This window comes from Methylobacterium carpenticola (assembly GCF_042748905.1).
Lineage (GTDB): Bacteria > Pseudomonadota > Alphaproteobacteria > Rhizobiales > Beijerinckiaceae > Methylobacterium > Methylobacterium carpenticola.
Window position 1 is genome coordinate 3,933,994 of sequence record NZ_JBHZEO010000001.1, and the last position, 15,102, is coordinate 3,949,095.

13 protein-coding genes are annotated in these 15,102 nt (G+C 71.2%); 5 read left to right on the forward strand and 8 right to left on the reverse strand.

What is annotated here, in order from left to right; all coding sequences use genetic code 11:
- Positions 1–48 precede the first annotated feature (48 nt).
- A complete protein-coding gene (locus ACE101_RS18430; protein WP_379132401.1) occupies positions 49–1,743 on the forward strand; it encodes an AMP-binding protein in 1,695 nt (564 codons plus the stop codon).
- 123 nt (positions 1,744–1,866) lie between these two features.
- Here the strand turns inward: ACE101_RS18430 and ACE101_RS18435 are convergent, their stop codons facing one another.
- Positions 1,867–2,898, reverse strand: coding sequence for a cysteine synthase A (locus ACE101_RS18435; RefSeq protein WP_379132404.1), 1,032 nt, complete (start codon positions 2,896–2,898; stop codon positions 1,867–1,869).
- 188 nt (positions 2,899–3,086) lie between these two features.
- On the opposite strand from ACE101_RS18435, the gene ACE101_RS18440 reads away from it, so the two are divergent.
- The 3 genes from ACE101_RS18440 (at position 3,087) to ACE101_RS18450 (ending at position 10,279) form a co-directional block, all read left to right on the forward strand.
- Positions 3,087–6,572 (forward strand): indolepyruvate ferredoxin oxidoreductase family protein, encoded by a 3,486-nt coding sequence (locus ACE101_RS18440; RefSeq protein ID WP_379132407.1) that lies wholly within the window; start codon positions 3,087–3,089, stop codon positions 6,570–6,572.
- Between the two features lie 220 nt (positions 6,573–6,792).
- On the forward strand, positions 6,793–9,147 hold the full coding sequence (locus tag ACE101_RS18445; RefSeq protein ID WP_379132410.1) for an Orn/Lys/Arg family decarboxylase: 2,355 nt from the start codon (positions 6,793–6,795) through the stop codon (positions 9,145–9,147).
- A gap of 85 nt (positions 9,148–9,232) precedes the next feature.
- Positions 9,233–10,279 (forward strand): serine hydrolase domain-containing protein, encoded by a 1,047-nt coding sequence (locus tag ACE101_RS18450; RefSeq protein WP_379132413.1) that lies wholly within the window; start codon positions 9,233–9,235, stop codon positions 10,277–10,279.
- Between the two features lie 20 nt (positions 10,280–10,299).
- On the opposite strand, the gene ACE101_RS18455 is transcribed toward ACE101_RS18450, so the two are convergent.
- From ACE101_RS18455 to ACE101_RS18465, 3 genes are all read right to left on the reverse strand, one after another.
- Complete coding sequence (locus tag ACE101_RS18455) at positions 10,300–10,497, reverse strand: type II toxin-antitoxin system HicA family toxin (RefSeq protein WP_379132416.1); 198 nt, start codon at positions 10,495–10,497, stop codon at positions 10,300–10,302.
- A gap of 2 nt (positions 10,498–10,499) precedes the next feature.
- A complete protein-coding gene (locus ACE101_RS18460; protein ID WP_379132419.1) occupies positions 10,500–10,682 on the reverse strand; it encodes a hypothetical protein in 183 nt (60 codons plus the stop codon).
- A gap of 113 nt (positions 10,683–10,795) precedes the next feature.
- Positions 10,796–11,539: a sulfite exporter TauE/SafE family protein gene (locus ACE101_RS18465; protein WP_379132422.1), complete on the reverse strand. Its 744-nt coding sequence runs from the start codon at positions 11,537–11,539 to the stop codon at positions 10,796–10,798.
- Between the two features lie 184 nt (positions 11,540–11,723).
- Between ACE101_RS18465 and ruvC the strand changes: the two genes are divergently transcribed.
- Entirely contained in the window at positions 11,724–12,296 is a 573-nt protein-coding gene (ruvC, locus tag ACE101_RS18470) for a crossover junction endodeoxyribonuclease RuvC (protein ID WP_379132425.1), read from the forward strand.
- Here the strand turns inward: ruvC and ACE101_RS18475 are convergent, their stop codons facing one another.
- The 4 genes from ACE101_RS18475 to ACE101_RS18490 all read right to left on the reverse strand — a co-directional run bounded on the left by ACE101_RS18475 (position 12,297) and on the right by ACE101_RS18490 (position 14,977).
- Positions 12,297–12,932: a glutathione S-transferase N-terminal domain-containing protein gene (locus ACE101_RS18475; RefSeq protein WP_379132428.1), complete on the reverse strand. Its 636-nt coding sequence runs from the start codon at positions 12,930–12,932 to the stop codon at positions 12,297–12,299.
- A 180-nt stretch (positions 12,933–13,112) separates the two neighbouring features.
- On the reverse strand, positions 13,113–13,430 hold the full coding sequence (locus tag ACE101_RS18480; RefSeq protein ID WP_379132429.1) for a hypothetical protein: 318 nt from the start codon (positions 13,428–13,430) through the stop codon (positions 13,113–13,115).
- A gap of 51 nt (positions 13,431–13,481) precedes the next feature.
- On the reverse strand, positions 13,482–14,111 hold the full coding sequence (locus ACE101_RS18485) for an acyl-homoserine-lactone synthase (RefSeq protein ID WP_379132431.1): 630 nt from the start codon (positions 14,109–14,111) through the stop codon (positions 13,482–13,484).
- A 122-nt stretch (positions 14,112–14,233) separates the two neighbouring features.
- A complete protein-coding gene (locus ACE101_RS18490) occupies positions 14,234–14,977 on the reverse strand; it encodes an autoinducer binding domain-containing protein (protein ID WP_379132433.1) in 744 nt (247 codons plus the stop codon).
- Positions 14,978–15,102: the final 125 nt, after the last annotated feature.

Sequence of the window (15,102 nt, forward strand, 5' to 3'; positions counted from 1 at the left end):
CTCCCGCGCGCCTCCTCACGACAACGACGATCCATCAGGAGGAACGCCATGACCGATCCTCAGCCGAGCTACGTCCACGGCGCCTGCGATGAGCCGCTGCTCGGCCGGACCATCGGGCAAGCCTTGAGCGCGGCGGCGGAGACGTGGACGGACCGGCCGGCCCTGATCGCGCCGGCCGGTGGCGTGCGCTGGAGCTGGGCCGAGCTGAACGCCCGGGCCGAGGCCTTCGCGGCGGGGCTCCTGGCGCTCGGGCTCGACCGGGGCGACCGCATCGGGATCTGGTCGCTCAACAACGCCGAATGGGCGCTGACCCAGTTCGCCGCCGCCAAGGCGGGGCTGATCCTCGTCACGGTCAATCCGGCCTACCGGCTGGCGGAACTCGAATTCGCCCTGAACAAGGTGGGGTGCAAGGCCCTCGTCACCGCCCGCGCCTTCAAGACCAGCGACTATATCGGCCTGCTCACCACGCTCGCCCCGGAACTGCGCGAGGCGGAGCCGGGACGCCTGCGGGCGGCGCGGCTGCCGCATCTGCGCGTCGTGATCGAGATCGGCGGACGGTCGTCGCCCGGCACGCTGCCCTTCGCGGCGGTGGCCGGGCGGGCCGGCGCGGCCGAGCGGGCGCGCATCGCCGCCAACGCGGCGGCCCTGCAATTCGACGACCCCGTCAACATCCAGTTCACGAGCGGGACGACGGGCAGCCCCAAGGGCGTGACCCTCACCCATCACAACATCCTCAACAACGGCTTCTTCGTCGGCCGGGCGATGCGGCTCGCGCCGGAGGACCGGATCTGCATCCCGGTGCCGCTCTATCACTGCTTCGGCATGGTGATGGGCAACCTCGCCGCGGTCACGTCGGGGGCCGCCATGGTCTATCCGGGGGAGGGTTTCGACCCGCTCGCGACCCTGCGCGCCGTCGAGGCCGAACGCTGCACCGCGCTCTACGGGGTGCCGACCATGTTCCTGGCCCAGCTCGACCATCCGGACTTCGGCCGTTTCGACCTGTCGAGCCTGCGCACCGGCATCATGGCGGGCTCGCCCTGTCCCATCGCGGTGATGCAGCGGGCCGTGGACCGGATGCACCTGACGCAGCTCACGATCTGCTACGGCATGACCGAGACCAGCCCGGTGAGCTTCCAGAGCGCGGTGGACGATCCCCTGGAGCGCCGGGTCTCGACGGTGGGGCGCATCCACCCCCACACCGAGGTGAAGATCGTCGATGCCGAGGGCCGCGTCGTGCCGCGCGGCACGCCGGGGGAGCTGTGCACGCGCGGCTACAGCGTGATGCAGGGCTACTGGGACGATCCGGAGAAGACCGCGGAGGTGCGCGACGCCGCCGGCTGGATGCACACGGGCGACCTCGCCACCCTCGACGCGGAGGGGTTCTGCAACATCGTCGGGCGGATCAAGGACCTCGTGATCCGCGGCGGCGAGAACGTCTATCCGCGCGAGGTGGAGGAGTTCCTCTACCGGCACCCGGCGATCCAGGAGGTGCAGGTCTTCGGCGTGCCGGATCCGAAATACGGCGAGGAATTGTGCGCCTGGGTGAAGCTGCGCCCCGGGGCGGCGCTGACCGCGGAGGATCTGCGCGCCCACTGCACCGGCCAGATCGCCCACCAGAAGATCCCCCGCTACGTCGAGTTCGTGGAGGAATTCCCGATGACGGTGACGGGCAAGATGCAGAAATACCTGATGCGTCAGGCGATGGTGGAGAGGCTGGGACTGGATGTCGAGAGGACGGCGTGAGCGCTGCCAAGCAGGCTCTCATACGGTTTCCGGATGATCGCTTCGCGATGCGGAAACCGGCCTCGCTCAGGCGCCGCGCGGGCTCGTGATCCGGTTTCCGAAAGTGATCGTCCGGAAACCGTATCACACCAGCCCCGCATCCAGCACCCGCGGCGCCTCCAGCCATGCCGGCACAGGAAGCCCGCGTTCGCGCAGGAAGGCCGGATTGAACAGCTTCGAGGCGTAGCGGGTGCCGCCGTCGCACAGGATCGTCACGATGGTGTGGCCCGGCCCGAGGTCGCGGGCGAGGCGGATCGCCCCCGCCACGTTGATCCCCGAGGAGCCGCCCAGGCACAGGCCCTCCTCGGCCAGGAGATCGAACACCGCCGGCAGCGCCTCGGAATCCGGGATCTCGTAGGCCACGTCCGGCGTGAAACCCGCCAAGTTCCCGGTGATGCGGCCCTGGCCGATGCCCTCGGTGATCGAGTTGCCCTCGGCCTTCAGCGTGCCGGTCGCGTAGTGCCGGTAGAGCGCCGAGCCCTGCGGGTCGGCGAGCCCGATCTTCACGTTCGGGTTGCGGGCCCGCAGGGCCTCGGCGATCCCCGCCAGCGTGCCGCCGGTGCCGGCCGCGCAGACGAAGCCGTGCACCTCGCCGCCGGTGGCCTCCCAGATCTCCGGCCCCGTCGTCGCCACGTGGGCGGCGCGGTTCGCCGTGTTGTCGAACTGGTCGGCGAAGAAGGCGCCGGCCGGCTCGCTGGCGCTCAGGCGCTCGGCGAGGCGGCCGGCCACCTTCACGTAGTTGTTCGGGTTGGCGAAGGGCACCGCCGGCACCTCGACGAGCGTCGCGCCCGCCAGCCGCAGGGCGTCCTTCTTCTCGACCGACTGCGTCTCCGGGATGACGATCACGGTGCGGTAGCCGCGGGCGTTGCCGACCATCGCGAGGCCGATGCCGGTATTGCCCGCCGTGCCCTCCACGATGGTGCCGCCCGGCCGGATCAGCCCCGCGCGCTCGGCCGCCTCCACCATGAACAGGGCCGCCCGGTCCTTCACGGACTGGCCCGGATTCATGAATTCCGCCTTGCCGAGGATCGTGCAGCCCGTCTCGGCCGAGGCCCGGCGCAGGCGGATCAACGGGGTGTTGCCGATCGCGGCGAGGACGTCGGATTTCGGGAGCATGGCGAGCCTTGCGGACCGGGGAGCGTCACCGTCTGATGCCGCCAAACACCGCTCCCGGCAAGGCACGCGCCGCATTGACGCCTCCCCGAAAGAATGTCAGCCTTACTGACGTAATCGGGTGACAAAGGCAGGACCGGCACGAACCGGACCGCCGCCGCCCGCGGGGGGAAGTTCCTGGAGGTGTCCCGATGGGCAGGCATTCGGCCGTCTCATCCCTTCGACCCGTCAGCCTCGACGACAAGTACGATCTCTCGCGCGAGCAGGTCTTCGTCACCGGCACGCAGGCGGTGATCCGGATGCTGCTGATGCAGCAGGCCCGCGACCGGGCCGCCGGGCTCAACACGGCGGGGTTCGTCTCGGGCTATCGCGGCTCGCCGATCGCCGGTCTCGACCAGAACCTGTTCAAGGCCCGCAAGGTGCTGGAGGCGTCGAACATCGTCTTCCAGCCCGGCCTCAACGAGGAGCTGGCCGCCACCGCGATCTGGGGCAGCCAGCAGGCCGAGATCCGGGGCGAGGGGCGCTACGACGGCGTGTTCGGCCTCTGGTACGGCAAGGGGCCGGGGGTCGACCGCTCGGGCGACGTCTTCCGCCACGCCAACATGGCCGGCACCGCCCGTCACGGCGGCGTGCTGGCGCTGATGGGCGACGACCACACGGCGGAATCCTCCACGGTGGCGCACCAGTCGGAGTTCCACTTCGTCGACGTGATGAGCCCGATCCTGAACCCGGCCGGGGTGCAGGAGATCCTCGATTACGGCCTCTACGGCTACGCCATGAGCCGCTATTGCGGCACCTGGGTCGCCTTCAAGTGCGTGAAGGAGAACATCGAGTCGACCGCGAGCGTCGATGCCCGCCTCGACCGGGTGAAGATCGTGCTGCCCGACGATTTCCTGATGCCGCCGGGCGGCCTCAACATCCGCACCCCGGACGCGATCCTGGAGCAGGAGGCCCGCCTCCAGGACTACAAGCGCGACGCCATGCTGGCCTTCGTGCGGGCCAACACCCTCAACCGCATCGTCCTGTCGGGCGGGCGCCGGCCGAAGATCGGCGTGATCACGGTGGGCAAGTCCTACCTCGACGTGCGCCAAGCCCTCGACGATCTCGGCCTCGACGAGGTCAAGGCGAGCGACATGGGCCTGCGGCTCTACAAGGTCGCCTGCCCCTGGCCGCTCTCGCAGCGGGAGCTTCTCGCCTTCGCGGAGGGGCTCGACCTGATCATGGTGGTGGAGGAGAAGCGCTCCCTGATCGAGGTGCAGGTCCGCGAGGAACTCTACGGCAGCGCCAATCAGCCCGTCTGCATCGGCAAGAAGGACGAGCAGGGCCGCTGGCTCTTCCCCGTGAAGGGCGCGCTCGATCCCAACGACATCGCGGTGGCGCTCGGCGAGCGCCTGCTGCGCTACCATCGCAACGACGACCTCGCCGGGCGCGTCGCCGCCCTGCGGCGGGCGCAGGAGGTGCTGGCCGCCACCACCGACGTCGCGACCCGCACGCCGCATTTCTGCGCCGGCTGCCCGCACAACACCTCGACCCGGGTGCCGGAGGGCTCCCGGGCCTATGCGGGCATCGGCTGCCACTACATGGTCCAGTGGATGGAGCGCGGCACCGACGGCTTCACCCAGATGGGCGGCGAGGGCGCGAACTGGATCGGCGAGGCGCCGTTCTCCAAGCGCGGCCACGTCTTCCAGAACCTGGGCGACGGCACCTACAACCACTCGGGCTCGCTCGCCCTGCGCTGGGCCGTCGATACCGGCACCGCCATCACCTACAAGATCCTGTTCAACGACGCGGTGGCGATGACCGGCGGCCAGCCCCACGAGGGCGGGCTCACCGTCGACCGCATCGCCCAGCAGGTCCGCGCCGAGGGCGTCGAGCGCATCGCCCTCGTCACGGACGAGCCCCACAAGTACCCGGCCGGGATGCGCTGGCCGGAGGGCCTGACGATCCACCACCGGGAGGAACTCGACGCGGTGCAGCGCGACCTCGCGACGGTTCCGGGCGTCTCGGTGATGATCTACGACCAGACCTGCGCCTCGGAGAAGCGGCGGCGCCGCAAACGCGGCCAGTTCCCCGATCCGGACAAGCGGGTGATCATCAACGACCTCGTCTGCGAGGGCTGCGGCGATTGCTCGGTGCAGTCGAACTGCGTGGCGGTGCAGCCGCTGGAGACCGAGTTCGGCCGCAAGCGCAAGATCGACCAGTCGAGCTGCAACAAGGATTTCTCCTGCCTCAACGGCTTCTGCCCGTCCTTCGTGACCGTGCACGGCGCCAAGCCGCGCACCAGCCCGCCGGTGGCCCTGCCCGGCGCGCCCGACGACGGCCTGCCCGAGCCCGCGCTGCCGGCGATCGAGGGCACCTACAACGTCATCGTCACGGGCGTCGGCGGCACCGGCGTGGTGACGGTGGGGGCGATCCTCGGCATGGCGGCCCATCTCGAGGGCAAGGGGCTCGGCATGATCGACATGGCCGGCCTCGCCCAGAAGGGCGGGGCGGTGTTCAGCCATGTCCGCCTCGCCAACCACCAGGACGACATCCACGCGATCCGGGTGACGGCGGGCGCCGCCGACCTGATCCTCGGCTGCGACCTCGTGGTGACCGGCACCCGCAAGGTGCTGGCGGCGGTGCAGCCGGGCCGCACCCACGTCGTCGTCAACACCGCCGAGATCATGCCCGGCGACTTCGCCCGCCGGCCCGATTTCTCGCTGCCGGTCGAGCGCCTGAAGCGGGCGATCCGCGACAAGGCCGGCGCGGGCCACGCCGACCTCACCGACGCGACCGGCCTCGCGGTGGCGGCGCTCGGCAATGCGCTCGCGGCCAACATGTTCATGCTGGGCTATGCGTGGCAGCGCGGGCGCATCCCGCTCTCGCGGGCCGCGATCCTGCGGGCGATCGAACTCAACCGCGAGGCGGTGCCGATGAACCTCGCGGCCTTCGCCTGGGGCCGGCGCGCCGCCGCCGCCCCCGAGACTTTGGGCGCGCTCGCCCCCCCGCCGGAGGCGGACCTCTCGCCGGATCTCGATGCGCTGATCGCCCGGCGCACCGCCTTCCTCACCGCCTATCAGGATGCGGCCTATGCGGAGCGCTACGCCCGCACGGTGGCGGCGGTGCGGGCGCGCGAGGCGGCGCTGCATCCGGGCGGCACCCCGCTCACCGAGGCGGTGGCCCGCTCGCTGTTCAAGCTGATGGCCTACAAGGACGAGTACGAGGTGGCGCGCCTCTACACGGACGGGCATTTCGAGGCGCAGATCCGCAACACCTTCGAGGGGGAGGGGCTGCGCTACGAGTTCCACCTCGCGCCGCCGCTCCTCGCCCGCACCGACCCCCGCACGGGACGGCCGCGCAAGATGACCTTCGGCCCCTGGATGCTGCCGGTCTTCCGCGGGCTCGCCCGGATGAGGCGCCTGCGCGGCACGCCCTTCGATCCCTTCGGCTACACGCGGGAGCGGCGGGAGGAGCGCCGCCTCGTGGCCGAGTTCGAGGCGCGCATCGCCGAGATCCTGCGCGACCTGACGCCCGCGAACCACGCGGTGGCGGTGGGCCTCGCCAACCTGCCCCTGACCATCCGCGGCTTCGGGCCGGTCAAGGCGAAGAATCTCGAGACGGCCAGGGCGGAGGAGGCGGTGCTGCTCGCCCGGTTCCGGGCGCCGCAGGTGCCGCTGCCGCAGGCGGCGGAGTGATACGGTTTCCGGAAGATCACTTTCGGAAACCGTATCACGAGCCCGCGCGGCGCCTGAGCGAGGCTGGTTTCCGCATCGCGAAGCGATCATCCGGAAACCGTATGAGCCCGGCCCCCCGGCGCGTCCCTGCGCCGGAGGGCTGCCCCGGCGCCGCTCCGTCATCCAACCGTCATGGTCTCACCCGATGGCTCTGGCTCCTGTCGACCGGGAGCCGGAGCCCATGGATTTCCACCGCCGCTTCACCGTCCTGATGTGCACCCCCGCCTTCGATCCCGACGATCTGGAGGGCGTGCGGGTCAACCAGATCGTGGCGGCCGTGGAGGCGCGCGGCTTCGAGGTGGTGCGGGCGCGCCGGGTCGAGGACGCGGCGATCGCGGTCCAGACCGACGCGGCCATCGGCTGCATGGTGGTGGATTGGGGCAAGCGCGGCCTCGACGGCAAGGCCGCCGCCCTGATCGACATGATGCGCAAGCGCGGCCTGGAGATGCCGATCGTCATCATGGTCCGCCGCAAGCGGCTGGAGGACATCCCGGTCGAACTCCTCGACTTCATCGACGGCTACATCTTTCTCGCCGAGGAGACGCCGGAATTCATCGCCCGCGGCCTGGTCTCGCGCGTCACGCAATATGCCGAGACCCTCAAGACGCCGTTCTTCGGCGCCCTCGTCGACTACGCCGAGAAGGGCAACCAGCTCTGGACCTGCCCCGGCCACAACGGCGGCATCTTCTACAACCGCTCCCCGATCGGCCGCATCTTCGTGGAGCATCTGGGCGAGGCGATCTTCCGCGACGACCTCGACAACTCGGTCCTCGACCTCGGCGACCTCCTCACCCACGAGGGGCCGGCGCTGAAGGCGCAGAAGGAGGCGGCCCAGATCTTCGGGGCGGAGAAGACCTACTTCGTCCTCAACGGCACCTCGGCCTCGAACAAGATCGTGCTCTCGGCTCTGGTGGCCGAGGGCGACCTCGTCCTGTTCGACCGCAACAACCACAAGGCCGCCCATCACGGCGCCCTGTTCCTCGGCGGCGGCATCCCGATCTTCCTCGAGACCGACCGCAACGCCTACGGGCTGATCGGCCCGATCTACCACGACGCCTTCGACGAGGCGGCGATCCGCGAGAAGATCCGCACCAACCCCCTCGTCCAGGACAAGGAGGCGTGGCGCCGGGAGCGCCCGTTCCGCGTCGCGGTGATCGAGCAATGCACCTATGACGGCACGATCTACGACGCGCAGGAGATCCTGGCGCGGATCGGCCACCTCTGCGACTACATCCTGTTCGACGAGGCCTGGGCGGGCTTCATGAAGTTCCACCCGCTCTTCGCGCGGCGCTTCGCCATGGGCCTCGACGGGCTGGGGCCCGATTCGCCCGGCATCATCGCCACGCAATCCACCCACAAGCAGCTCGCGAGCTTCAGCCAAGCCTCGCAGATCCACACGCGGGACGGCCATATCCGCGGGCAGAGCCGGCGCGTCGAGCATCGGCGGCTCAACGAGAGCTTCCTCGTCCACGCCTCGACCTCGCCCTTCTACCCGCTCTTCGCCTCCCTCGACGTCGGGGCCCAGATGATGAAGGGCCGCTCCGGCATGGTGCTGTGGGACGACACCATCCGGCTCGGGATCGAGTGGCGCAAGAAGGTGCGGGCGATCCGCAAGGAATTCGAGGAGAACGAGGCCGATCCGCAGCGGCGCTGGTTCTTCGATCCCTTCGTGCCCGACGTGGTCGAGGGGCCGGACGGGACGATGGTGCATTGGGAGAGCCTTCCCACCGACCTCCTCGCGAGCGAGCCGCGCTACTGGGAACTCGCGCCCGGCGCCCGCTGGCACGGCTTCACCCGGGTGGCGCCCGGCTACGCCATCACCGACCCCAACAAGCTCACGGTGCTCACCCCCGGCTTCGACCGGGGCACGGGCGAGTACGCCGAGCACGGCATCCCGGCCCCGATCGTCGCGCAGTACCTGCGCGAGAACCGCATCGTCGCCGAGAAGAACGACCTGAACTCGCTGCTCTTCCTGCTCACCCCGGGCGTCGAATCCTCGAAGGCCGGCACGCTGATCTCGGGCCTCGTCGCCTTCAAGCGCCTGCACGACGACAACGTGCCGCTGGAGGAGGCCATGCCCGAATTCGTCCGGCGGCGGCCCCGGCGCTACCGGGGCGTGCGCCTGCGCGACCTCTGCGCCGAGTTCCACGCCTTCCACCGGGAGCACGGCACCTCGGCCCTCCAGCGCAAGCAATTCGCCCCCGAGCACCTGCCCGAGATGGCGCTGCCGCCCAAGACCGCCGCCCAGATGCTGACCCGCAACCACGTCGACTTCGTGCCGATCGCGGAGGCCGCCGGCCGCATCGCCACCACCCTGATGCTGGTCTATCCGCCGGGCATCGGCACGGTGCTACCGGGCGAGCGCCTGGACGAGCGGGCAAAGCCCATGCTCGACTACTTCACCATGTTCGAGGCCTCGGCGAACCTGTTCCCGGGCTTCGAGGCGGAGATCCAGGGCGTCTACCGCCAGGTGGAGCCGGACGGGCGGATCCGGTTCTACACCTACGTATTGCGGGAGAATGCTGCCGCTGGGTAAAGTCGGCAGCATGATCAGCCGCCGCGCCGTCCTGGCCGCCGCATCCGCGGCGACCGTCTCAGTCTCTCCGATCGCGAGGTCCGCCATGGCAACGAATGGACCATCTCCGGTGGCCGGCGACCTCGCAGCGCGGATCGACCATGCGGTGGCGGAGGAGCGCGTCTGGAACCTGCACGGCGTGGTCGTGCTGCGCGGCGGCCGCACCGTGCTCGAACGCTACTTCGAGGGTGAGGACAATGCCCGGGGCCGCCCCCTCGGCCGGGTGGGTTTCGGGCCGGAGACCCTGCACGACCTGCGGTCGGTGTCGAAGAGCGTCGTCGGCCTCCTCTACGGCATCGCCCTGGCGCGCGGCCAAGTGCCCCCGCCCCAGGCGCCGCTCTCCGCGGCCTTCCCGGAGCATGCCGACCTTGCCGGCCGGCCCGGGCGGGATCGCATCACGGTCGAGCACGCCCTCACGATGACCCTGGGGCTCGACTGGGACGAGACCAGCCGCAGCTACGCCGATCCCGAGAACAGCGAGATCGCCATGGATCAGGCGCCCGACCCGATCCGCTTCGTTCTGGAGCGCCCGGTCGTGCGCCCGCCGGGCGAGCGGTTCACCTATTGCGGCGGGGCGACCGCTCTGCTCGCCCGTCTCATCGCCCGCGGCACCGGGCAATCCCTGCACGCTTTCGCCCGCGAAGCCTTGTTCGATCCGCTGGGCCTCGGGCCGTCGGAATGGGCGGCGGCCCCCGGCGGCGAGCCCTATGCAGCCTCGGGCCTGCGCATGACCCCCCGGGACCTCGCTCGGATCGGCACGATGGTGGCGGGGCGAGGCAGCGTGGATGGACGGCAGGTGGTGCCCGCCGCCTGGATCGCCGCCGCGACGACGCCCGCCGTGAGCGTCGATGAGATCCGCCGGTTCGGCTATCACTGGTACGTCTGGGACGTCGGCTCCGGGAAGCCGCTCGGCTGGCTGCCCGAGCATCTCGATCGGGTCTGGGCGTGCTACGGCGAGGGCGGGCAGCGGCTCTTCGTTCTCCCGCAGCGCGACCTCGTCGTCGCGGTCACGGCGGGCAATTATCTCGCCGAGGATCAGTGGATCCCGCCCAACCGCGTGCTGCGGGAAATCGTGCTGCCGGGTCTGTCGTGACGACGGCCCGTCGCGGATGGTCAGAACGCCTCCGGCAGGCCCGCGTCCTTGAGGATGTCGTTGGCGGTGTGCGCCATCACGGTGTTGCATGGGGCGGTGACGTGGCGCTGGGTGAGTAGGCTGCGCCAGATTTCATGAGAACCCTTGCCTTGGCGGACGAGCGTGCACCCGGCTGCTCGGAGCAGGCGGACCAGCCCCGGGGAGAGCTTCGATCCCATCGTCAGGCATCGACCCGCTTGGCATTCACCACGTGCTGGATGGAGACCGGGATCTTGGGTTGAGTGCCGACGACATCATCCGGCACGTTCGCTGCGATCAGGTCCGGCACGACATCCTCGATAACGGCGACGAGTTCGTCGAGCGCCGGAGCCTCGTCGTGCCGGACCTTGGCGGTGAACTGCATGGCGCGTGTGTCCGTGCCGGCTCTGAATGCGCTGGAGCCATGGCTTCATGCCCATCGACTGGCGCGGACGTGAACTGCCCACCGCGCCGAGTCCGGCCGGGTGAGCCGGCCGCCTACCACACCGGCAGCGCGAGGCAGACGGCGGCGAGGATCACCGTGTAGGCGATGCGGCGGAAGAGCCGGTCCGAGGCGAGATGGAAGCTGCGGGCGCCGATCAGCAAGCCGAGGCCGTAGGGGAGAAGCAGGGGCAGCGCGAGGACGGCGCGCTCCGCGGTGACGAGACCGCCGCCCAGGAAGACCACGCCCGAGACCAGGGTGGAGAGGCCGAAATAGGCCATCAGGTTGTGGCGAACCTGCGCGGCCTCGGCGGATTGGCTGGCGAGCCAGAACACCGCGAGCGGCATGCCGCCGAGCGCCGCGAAGCCGCTCGCGAGGCCCGAGGCGCCGCCGACCGCCACCGAGAGGGCGAGGGAGGGCCGCCCGCGATAGCGCCAGCCGGTCGTCAGGGCGGCGAGCGCCGCCAGGATCGCGCCGGCCGTCAGCCAGCGGGCCAGCGCCGGATCGAGCCGCGTCAGCAGCCAGACGCCCACCGGCAGCAGGGCCGTCGAGCCCGCCAGCAGCGGCAGCACCTCCCGCCCCGTGGCGCGCCGGGCGGAGAGGCCGCCGAGCCAGAGGGAGAAGGGCGCGTCCACGATCCAGATCAGCCCGACCGCCGCGGCCGGCCCCACCACCGCGGCGGCGAGGGGGATGAACACCATGGCGAAGCCGAACCCCGTGAAGCCACGCACGAGTCCGCCGATCAGGGCCGCCGCGAGGAGCGTTCCACCGGCGGACGGGTCGGTGAGCAAGGGGGGCATGGGGCGGGGCTCCGGCGCGCGGTCCCGGCCGGGACGGTCACGCTTCGTCAAGGGCGAGACGGTATGGCATCGGAGGGTAGCCTGGGCTACATCCGCCCCCGGATCGCGCTGGTTCCCGGGGCGGATTCGGGCGATGCTGGCCGCCGCCTCACGCCGATCCTGCCGACGCGCGAAGGGACCATCCATGGCAACGACCGAACCGGTCCGCATCCTCGGCATCGATCCGGGCCTTCGCCGCACCGGCTGGGGCCTGATCACGGTCACGGGCACGCGGCTCGCCTATCTGGGCTGCGGGGTGCTGACCTCGGACGGCGACGACGACCTCGCCCTGCGCCTGCGCGAGCTGCATGACGGCCTCGCGCGCGTCGTCGCCGCGATGCAGCCCGACGAGGTCGCGGTCGAGGAGACCTTCGTCAACAAGGATGCGCAGGCGACGCTCAAGCTCGGCCATGCCCGGGCCATCGCCCTCCTGGTGCCGGCCCTCGCCGGCCTGCCGGTCGCGGAATACGCCGCCAACCTCGTGAAGAAGACCGTGGTCGGGGCGGGCCATGCGGAGAAGGGGCAGGTCGCGGCGATGGTGCGCTTCCTGCTTCCCAAGGCCGATCCGGCCACGGCGGACGCGGCCGATGCGCTGGCCATCGCCATCACCCACGCGCAGCACCGGGCCGCCCGCGCGCGGGAACTGGCCTACGCGGCGCCCGCGCGGATGCCGCCGGCCCGCGCCCCGTCCCGGGCACCGCGCCGCGTGGGCGCCTGATCAGGCTTCCGCGACCGTCATGCCCGTCTGCACGGCGGGCCGGGCGCCCACCGCGTCGAGCCAGCGCCGCAGGGCGGGCTTGGTCTCCAGGCTCGCCGCCAGCGGCTCCTTGAGGAAGGAGGTGGCCGCCAGCGTCCAGGGATAGCAGGCGATGTCGGCGATCGAGTAATCCGCACCCGCGAGGTAGGGCACGGCGGCGAGCCGCCGCTCCATCACCCCGAGCAGCCGGTCCGCCTCGGTGGTGAAGCGCTCGATGGCGAGCGGCGCCTTCTCGGGGGAGCGCACCGCGAAGAAGCCGAGCTGGCCCAGCATCGGCCCGAGGCCGCCCACCTGCCAGTGCAGCCATTCGAGGGCCGCGTACCGGGCGGGCCCCGCCGGGGCGAGGAAGCGCCCGCTGGTCTCGGCGAGGTAGGTGAGGATCGCCCCGCTCTCGAAGATCGCCAGCGGCCCCTCGGGGCCCGCATCGTCCACGATCGCCGGGATCTTGTTGTTGGGCGACAGCGTCAGGAAGTCGGGGGCGAACTGCTCGTCCTTGCCGATGTTCACCGGGTGCACCGTGTAGGGCAGGCCGAGTTCCTCGAGCAGGATCGCGGGCTTGCGGCCGTTCGGCGTCGTCCAGGTATAGAGATGGATCATGGCGTCCTCGCGCAGCGGCGGCCCGCCCGGAGCCTCACCCGGGGAGGGGCTGCTTCGCGGAGAGTGCCGATCCTCCCCGTTCTAAGCAGGTTTCGCGACAAGGGTCGCCGGTTTTGCGATGAAACCTGCAACGCGTCAGGAACCGAAGCGGGCGCCGGCGGCGCCCACCGGCGCGGGGCGTCAGTGGTGGACCGTGTCCTCGGCGCCGGGACCGCCGCGGCCCAGCTCCGCGAACACCGCCCAGGCAGCGTCGATCATCGCCTGCACGGAGGCCATCCGCTCCACGTGCGGACCCACCACCCTCTGCAGGTCGATCGCAGCGGCGGCGGCGCGCAGGATCCGCAGCTCGATCCGCGCCGCCTCGGTGAGCGGCGGCTCGCTCGGCGTCTCGATCACGATGGCGTCGTCGGCCTGCTCGCCGACATGGGCCATCAGGTCGCGGGCCCGGGCGGGCATCTGGGCCGGGTCGTCCGCCGCGGGGTCGGGGCGCTTGCGCATCGGTCGGGTCCTCGTGACTGGCGACGGCGGCGTGCCGTGAATCTCAGGGTCTCAGGCGTGGAGGGGCGGGCGCGCCGCGGACGGAAGGGGCGGCGCCCACGGGCTCGGTTCGGCGGCCTCGTAGAACGCCCGGGTGGTGCCGAGCGCCAGGGGCGTCATCGCCACCGTGAAGGCGCAGATCGAGATGCCGCCGCACTCCACCGGCAGGCCGAGCGGCCGCGGCTGCCAGCCGAGATCCGCCGCGACCGGCACCCGGCAGGCCTCGGCAACCACGTTCAGCCGGGCGATGCCGCGGGCGAGGCAGTGCTCGACGAGGCCGACGGCCAGCACGGCACTCACCGGGCAGCGGCGGCCGTCGCCGCCGAAGCGGGGCGATACGTCGAAATGGGTCCATTCCCAGACGGCCGGGCCGCGCGCGACGCCGCGCATGTCCGCAAGGTGCGGGCAGACATCCCCGAGCAGGGTCGGTCCCTCCGTGGGCCGGAGCCGGGTTCCGCCCGCCACCTCGCCGCCGGGCGCCAGGGCCACGAGGTCGACGCCCGCCGCGCCCTCGTCCTCCGCGAGCGCGGCGAAGCTCCAGCGCCGTCGCAGGGCGAGCCTCCGGCGCAGCGCCTCGTGCTGGCGGAGGAGGCCGGCGTGACGGTCGCGGTTGCTGCGATCGATGACGTGAAGCCGGATCATTCCCATTCCCCGGGCGCCGTCGCTGGGTCAGAGGCGTCATTGGGCCAGAGGAAGGACGGGACCGGTATCCCCGTTTTCGGGGAGGCGGGGCCGGGTTTCGTGCGGGCGCTGTCTGGGGCCGGTCAGAGCACGATCTCGCGCCGGCGCAGGGCCTCGACCACGGTCTGGGTGGTGTTGCGGGCGCCGATCTTGAGACGGGCGCTCTTGAGATGCGTGGCGACGGTTTCCTGCGACACGCCGAGGATGCCGGCGATCTCCTCGCGCGTGCGCCCGGCCGCGGCCCAGGACAGCACGTCGCGCTCCCGGGCGCTCAGCAGCCGTCCGGGCTCGCCCCGGCGGCGCTCCTCGGCGGTCATCCGCGCTGCGGCGCCCCAGGCATAGAGGCCCAGCATGTGCAGCCCGCGCCGGATCTTGGGCGAGAGGTCGACCTCCTCGCCCGCCAGCGACACGCCGCCCTGGAAGCCGAGGGCGTCGTGGACCGGGATGCAGAAGCCGAAAGCGAGGCCGAAATCCGCGGCCTCGTCCATCACCCGCCGGGCGCGGCCCCCATCGTCGGTGTCGAGCGGGGCGTCCGACCACGCGAAGGGCTCGACCGTCCGGTAGCATTGGCGGACCACCGGATCGAACCGGTAATGTCCGGCGCGGTCGTACTGGGTGAGCCACTCCTTCGGCCACACGTTGAGCAGCATGTTCGGACTGAGCCGGTCTCCCGGCTGCGGCAGCCGCGAGACGGTGAAGGCCGTCAGTCCCACTTGCCGGATATGGGCGATGATCCGGGCTTGCGCCTCGGAGGTCCGCTGCACCGCGTCGAGGCCGTCGATCAGCGCGAAGGTTTCTCTGAGAAAGACATCCTCCGTGGCTGACATTCCGGTCCCGACGCCCCCCTCACGCGGCCTGCGTGCCTTGTTGCAGATTGCACGAAAGCGTTGCGGGTTGGTAGCTGAGACTGCCGCTGGATTGTCGCGCGCCGCGCCGGGCGGAGGGGAATGCC

Coding starts and splice junctions, on each gene's coding strand:
- ACE101_RS18460 (WP_379132419.1), bottom strand. CDS start 10,682: ATGCAGTTCACCGCCAAGGTCCGGCACGACGAGGCTCCGGCGCTCGAC.
- ACE101_RS18465 (WP_379132422.1), bottom strand. CDS start 11,539: ATGCCCCCCTTGCTCACCGACCCGTCCGCCGGTGGAACGCTCCTCGCG.
- ACE101_RS18450 (WP_379132413.1), top strand. CDS start 9,233: ATGGCAACGAATGGACCATCTCCGGTGGCCGGCGACCTCGCAGCGCGG.
- ACE101_RS18430 (WP_379132401.1), top strand. CDS start 49: ATGACCGATCCTCAGCCGAGCTACGTCCACGGCGCCTGCGATGAGCCG.
- ACE101_RS18435 (WP_379132404.1), bottom strand. CDS start 2,898: ATGCTCCCGAAATCCGACGTCCTCGCCGCGATCGGCAACACCCCGTTG.
- ACE101_RS18455 (WP_379132416.1), bottom strand. CDS start 10,497: ATGGGATCGAAGCTCTCCCCGGGGCTGGTCCGCCTGCTCCGAGCAGCC.
- ACE101_RS18485 (WP_379132431.1), bottom strand. CDS start 14,111: ATGATCCGGCTTCACGTCATCGATCGCAGCAACCGCGACCGTCACGCC.
- ACE101_RS18480 (WP_379132429.1), bottom strand. CDS start 13,430: ATGCGCAAGCGCCCCGACCCCGCGGCGGACGACCCGGCCCAGATGCCC.
- ACE101_RS18475 (WP_379132428.1), bottom strand. CDS start 12,932: ATGATCCATCTCTATACCTGGACGACGCCGAACGGCCGCAAGCCCGCG.
- ACE101_RS18440 (WP_379132407.1), top strand. CDS start 3,087: ATGGGCAGGCATTCGGCCGTCTCATCCCTTCGACCCGTCAGCCTCGAC.
- ACE101_RS18490 (WP_379132433.1), bottom strand. CDS start 14,977: ATGTCAGCCACGGAGGATGTCTTTCTCAGAGAAACCTTCGCGCTGATC.
- ruvC (WP_379132425.1), top strand. CDS start 11,724: ATGGCAACGACCGAACCGGTCCGCATCCTCGGCATCGATCCGGGCCTT.
- ACE101_RS18445 (WP_379132410.1), top strand. CDS start 6,793: ATGGATTTCCACCGCCGCTTCACCGTCCTGATGTGCACCCCCGCCTTC.